3 protein-coding genes are annotated in these 6,146 nt (G+C 50.3%); all 3 read right to left on the reverse strand.

Annotated features, from left to right (window positions below; genetic code table 11):
- Positions 1-99: 99 nt before the first annotated feature.
- The 3 genes from EJP87_RS10890 to EJP87_RS10900 all read right to left on the reverse strand — a co-directional run bounded on the left by EJP87_RS10890 (position 100) and on the right by EJP87_RS10900 (position 6,032).
- A complete protein-coding gene (locus EJP87_RS10890; protein ID WP_130471902.1) occupies positions 100-1,764 on the reverse strand; it encodes a PAS domain-containing hybrid sensor histidine kinase/response regulator in 1,665 nt (554 codons plus the stop codon).
- Between the two features lie 224 nt (positions 1,765-1,988).
- Complete coding sequence (locus EJP87_RS10895) at positions 1,989-4,754, reverse strand: response regulator (protein ID WP_130471903.1); 2,766 nt, start codon at positions 4,752-4,754, stop codon at positions 1,989-1,991.
- Positions 4,755-5,069: 315 nt separating this feature from the next.
- Positions 5,070-6,032 carry a PP2C family protein-serine/threonine phosphatase gene (locus EJP87_RS10900; protein ID WP_130471904.1) on the reverse strand — a complete coding sequence of 321 codons (963 nt, stop codon included), beginning with the start codon at positions 6,030-6,032 and terminating at the stop codon, positions 5,070-5,072.
- Positions 6,033-6,146 lie beyond the last annotated feature (114 nt).

Consider the following 6,146-nt stretch of genomic DNA (forward strand, 5'->3'; position numbering starts at 1 on the left):
GAGGAGATAATCTCCTCCTGGACCTCCATAATAATTTTCTGATTTTCAAATGCGATTGCCCTGGGCAACTGGCAGTGATCCCTTGCAGAGGAGAACCGCTCAACAAGAAGAGGAAAACAGGGCTCTCTCCTCGGCAAGGGTCAATTGATGAATACGCTGCAACAAAACGGTTTTGCGTAAGGGTTTAACCAGATAATCATCACAACCGGCAGCAAGACACCGCTCTCCTTCTTCCGAAAAGGCATGGGCAGTCAAAGCCAAAATGGGCAGGGAGCCTCTTTTGGTGGCAACTTCCCACTGGCGAATCGCGCGCGCAGCACTGTAACCATCCATAATCGGCATCTGCATATCCAGCAAGAGCAGATCAACTCCCCCCTCTTGTACCAGACGCACTGCCTCGGCACCATTGCCCACCACCGATAAGATGTGACCACTCTGCTGCAAATAGAGACGAATCAACAATTGATTGTCTTCAGAATCTTCAGCAAGGAGAATCCGTAACATTTGTTCCTGAAGGGCAACCTCAGGATGCGCACGATGTTCTGGCACAGAGGGCGACATCGGTGATGACAACGCACGCAAGGGCAGTTTGACAAAAAAAGTGGTTCCCTGGCCCAGACAGCTTTCCACACTAATTTCGCCACCCATCAAATGCAGCAAACGCCGACAAATGGTTAACCCCAAGCCACTGCCACCATAACGCTGCTGGATGCGTCTGTCTGCTTGCGAAAATGAGTCAAAAATATGCTCCAACTGCTCACTGGCAATGCCAATGCCGCTATCACGCACCGTCAATTGCAACCACTCACCCTCTCCCGACAACAAATCCACCAATAATACAACCTCACCCTGTTCGGTAAATTTGAGGGAATTACCCAACAAATTAAGCATAATCTGTTGCAGACGATGTCTATCCAAAGAGATCCATTCCGGAACATCGTCGCGAATGCGCAGCGACAAAGCCACCCCTTTTGTCTCTGCCAGTCCCTGCAGCAAAGCGACCATCTCCAGCAACAGAGAGCGCAGCTCAACCGGCTCTTCCAATAGTTGGATTTTGCCAGCCTCAATTTTGGCTAAATCCAAAACCTGATTGATCAAAGTCAAAAGCAGCGTTCCTGAAGATTGAATCCGCTGCAGCAGATGTTGTTGTTGCCCAGACAACTCTCCCTCAAGCAACAGGTCGGTCATCCCCAATACCACATTGAGAGGAGTACGCATCTCATGACTCAACATGGAGATAAAATCACTTTTGGCCCGCGTAGCCTGTTCTGCTGACTCCTTGGCACAACGCAAATGCTCTTCCTGCTGTTGCAGACGGGCATAAGCCTCAATCAAACGCTCCTCTGCATGGCGCTTGGCCGTGATATCGCGATTGCTGACCCGACGCCCCAAAAAACGACCATCCTCCCGATAAACCGGGCGGCAACCATGCGCCAACCAACGAATCTCCCCATCACGACGCACAATGCGAAAATCCAACTCCTCATCGGACTCCTGCTCCATCCGCTCGTGATGCGCCTGCAAACGGGCAAGATCTTCAAGATGCACAATGCGCAACAACAGATCAGCATCGGCCAAAAACTCTTCTGCCCGATAGCCGGTAATACGCTCACACGACGGAGAGGTAAACCAAATCTGCCGATTCGGACCGACCCAATATTCCCAGTCAAAGGTATAATCCAACATCAAGCGAAAATGGCTGGCATTGGGACGAAAACCACTCTGCACCTCCTGCATCTCTCTCCCCTCAGCACTCTCAGTCATCCTGAACTCCCTTATCTGGTCACCCGTTGCTCTTGGCTATAGTCCTTTATTGATCGCTTCCTTGTGTGCCATGATTAAAAGTAGTTATTTCTGTATTTTATATTTATGCAACTTAAACTCTTTTTTATTTTATTACAGACTTTGCAAATAATCAACAACGGAATAGCTTTCTCTTGGCATACACAAAGAAATTGCCTGTTTCTCTCCAGATTTAATAAGAGTCGTTACTCGGGAAAAACAAAACGCTCAATCATCTCCCACAAACTTTTCTTTCGTACCGGCTTGGCCAAATGGGCATCACACCCGGCTTGCAAACTATGCGCAATATCTTCTGGCATGGCATGTGCTGTCAGGGCAATGATCGGCACATGCGGCAAACCTTGCTGCTCTTCGAGACGTCGCCAGGCCCGTGTTGCGGTGTAACCATCCATCACCGGCATCTGCACATCCATCAAAACCACGTCGTAGCGTTGCTGGCGCAACCGCTCCAACGCTTCCACACCATTTTCCGCACTCTGCAAATGACAAGAAAAACCACGCAAATAGGTGGCAATCAAAAGACGATTATCCTCAGAATCTTCCACCAATAAAATTTCTACCGTTCTCTTGCCTTTTTCTTCATCGGCCAGCGAGGCTGCTCCCTTCTCCTCTTTTATTTGGGTTATCTGTCTGATAATACGCAACAAATCTGCACGACGAACCGGTTTTATCAAATAATGACGCACGCCCAACTCTTCACAACGTTGCAGATAACTCTCCTGATGTTCCGAGCTGAGCATTAAAATCGGAATACCTTGGTGACCAATGGCATTCCAGCACTCCAACAACTGAAAGCCATCCATCACCGGCATCCGTACATCCAACAAGAGCAACTGAAACGGCCTTTTTTCCGCCAAAGCCCGTTCCATCATCTCCAAAGCCACCACTCCATCAGCAGCCTCGGCCACTACCGCCTGCATCTGTTCCAAATTTTCCCGAAAGACAATGCGATTGGCCTCCACATCATCGACAATCAAGACGCGCATTCCCTGCAAATCAGGCAAACGCTGCGCTTGCGCCTGCTGTCCCACTTCAAAGGGAATGGTCACAAAAAAGGTACTGCCTTGCCCCAAATGGCTCTCCACTTCAATCTGCCCAGCCATTTTATGAACCAGACTTTTCACAATCGCCAAACCCAAACCGGTACCCCCATAGCGGCGGGTAATCGAGCTGTCGGCCTGCACAAAATGATCAAAGATACTGTGCAAGCGATCCGCCGCGATGCCAATGCCACTGTCTTCAATCCGAAACTGAATCGCCACCCGCTCACTGCCAAAAAGAACCCGTTTTCCCACATATTTGGCAGAAAAGAGTATGGAGCCCTGTTCGGTAAATTTGACAGCGTCACTCAACAGATTCAGAAAGATCTGCCGCAAACGGGTTGGATCACCAACCAACCATTCTGGCACCTCCGGCTGCAGATGATGCACCAATTGCACCCCTTTGCTCTGCGCCCTTTGTGCCATAATGTCACACACCACCTCAATCTCTTCGGTCAAATTCAGGGGTACGCATTCCAACTGCAAATGACCGGCCTCAATCTTGGATAAATCCAGCACATCGTTGATAATACTGAGTAAATTTTCTCCAGCCGAACGAAAAATCTGCATAAATTTACGCTGATCAGGATGCAGCTCACTCTCCCATAACAGATCGGCCATACCCAAAATGGCATTCATCGGGGTACGAATTTCATGGCTCATATTGGCCAAAAATTCTGATTTGGCACGATTGGCCGTTTCCGCCTCCTCTTTGGCACGCAGCAGATCACTTTCCACCTGGCGCTGCTCGCTGACATCCAGACAGGAGCCGATATACCCTAAAAACAGCCCCTGTTCGTCATAACGCGGCACGCCATGATCCAACAACCACCGCCACTGTCCATCATGACGACGCAACCGATAATTCATCACAAAGGGTAAACGACGATCAAAATGGCTGTAATAGACTGCCAGACAGCGGGACATATCCTCTGGATGCACCCCCTCCGCCCAACCATTACCCAACTCCTGTTCCATACTCCGACCGGTAAAATCCAACCAACGCTGGTTAAACCAAGTATACAATTTGTCTGGACCAGCCAGCCAAATCAAGACTGGAGCCGAATTGGCAACCACGCGAAAACGGGATTCGCTCTCGGCCAGTTGCGCGTGCAAGTGCCGCAGTTCGGTAATCTCCTCGATAGCCGCCACCATGTATTCCGCTTCATCACCCAAACGCGGAATCAAGGTTACCGTCAAACGCCCCCAAATCAGCCGACCATTGCGCCCCAGATAGCGCTTTTCCATCTGAAATGAGGAGATTTTGCCCGCTCGCAACTGTTCGATATAGTCGTTGTTGATCCGCATATCGTCCGGATGGGAAAACTCCTCGATACGCTTGCCATACAACTCTTCCGGCGAATCATAACCCAACATGTTGGCAAAGGCTTGATTGGCCTCGAGTATCCGCCGATCCTTGACACCGGCACGGGTCATGCCAATACCGACATGATCCACCATCGCTCGAAATTTGCTTTCGCTGCGTTGTAATAATAATAATGCCTGTTCCTGAGCCCGTTTGGTTTGGTAAAGATCGAGAAAAATCCGCACCTTGGATAATAAAATAAACTCATCGATTGGCTTTTCCAGATAGTCCACTCCACCAGAACGATACCCCTGCAAAAGATGCGGACGATCCTTGAAGGCTGCGGTCAAAAAGAGGATTGGAATATGTCTGGTCTCCCTGAACTCCTTCAGAGTCTCTGCCACCTCATAGCCATCCATGCCAGGAATATCCACATCCAACAAGATCACTGCTGGAGCATGGGCCAGCACCTTCTGCAGAGCCTCTTCGCCATTCACAGCCTCATGGACTTCGACCTCCAACGGCTGTAACAATTTGCGCATGGCCAACAGATTGGCCGGTTTGTCATCCACGACCAAAATGGCCGGTAAAGCGAGAGCTGTCACCACCTGTTTCCCCAATATGAGCAGATATTGTAACTATTCAGCACCCAAAACAACTGGGGGTCCAGGGAGGGCACCTCCCTGGCCGGGTCCAGGGATGGAATCCCTGGGATTTTGTTTTTAATCTTTTGCCTTTGGCGCGCTTTTCAAACTAAGCCGACGCGCTTTTTGCGTCGGCTTAAGCGCCTAATGGAAGCAAGCTGTGCGCATTGGCGCGCGTTTTTGCGCCAATGCGCACAGCATCCCCATGGGGGTAGAGCTGGCGAGCCAGCACGAACCTGAATAGTTACCAGATATTAACCATGGCCATAACAATCTTTACACAGTTAATTCAACAATGGTAATATCATCTTCAAAACGACCTTGACCACCGATATGCTGTCGCGCCCTATCGACCACTCTGTGCAAAGGCTCCTGCAGCGCATACATCTGCTGCAGGCAATCACAAAGCCGCTCCATACCGAACGATTCACCCGCATCATTGCTGCCCTCGATGATGCCGTCAGAAAAGAGAATCACCCGATCACCTGGCTGCAACTGCAGGATCTGTCGTGTCCAGTTTTGCATCGTATTGCTGACAATCCCCAATGGAAAACCTGCCGAGGGGAGACGTTCCCACAAGCGCCCCTGACGAAAGAGCAACCCTTCCGGCAAGCCGCCATTCCACGCTTGCACAAGATGATTGCCCTCATCCCATTCCAGCATGGTAGCGGCCAGATAGATACCGGTTGGCAGACGATCACGCAGATTTTGGTTGATTTCGGCCAGGATTACTCCGGCAGCATAGCCCTTGCGGGTCATGGTATGAAAGATATTGGAGACCTCTGGCCCGACAATGGCTGCTGGCAAGCCATGACCGGTAATATCCCCCAGCAAAATATGGCGGACACCATCTGGTCGGCGCATGGAAAAGAGCAGATCCCCGGCCATGTTGTCCAGAGGCATGAGCAGATGGCGCATGGCGTGTTCATCAAATTGTACGCCTGCACGCATTTTGGTTAAAATCTTTTCGATGATGCTCTGATCGGCAGCCAGTTTGGCATGCTGACGCCGCAACAGAAGCTGGTTACGGTCGTTGATACGATTGAGTCGATCCAACTGCCGATTCAGCCGCTTATAATCCTTGAGCAATCCGGTAAAGGCATCCTGCCAGCGCTTCCCTGTCACTTCTGCTTCCTGTAGCAACGCCTCTGCTTGGGCAATGGTACGCTCTTCGCTGTATAGATACTCCATCGACTCTGCAGACAGATCCGTTGCCAAGCCTCCATCAAGAGATTTCATCGTTGGCCTCCGGGAAGTGGTAATGGCACAAGCCTCATCTTCCGCCACATGGAATGGGGCGTATCGTGCTCTTGCACGCACTCTTTATCGTATCTTTTTTTCCGCTATAAGAAA

Source organism: Candidatus Magnetaquicoccus inordinatus (assembly GCF_004217665.1).
In the GTDB taxonomy this organism is placed as follows: domain Bacteria; phylum Pseudomonadota; class Magnetococcia; order Magnetococcales; family Magnetaquicoccaceae; genus Magnetaquicoccus; species Magnetaquicoccus inordinatus.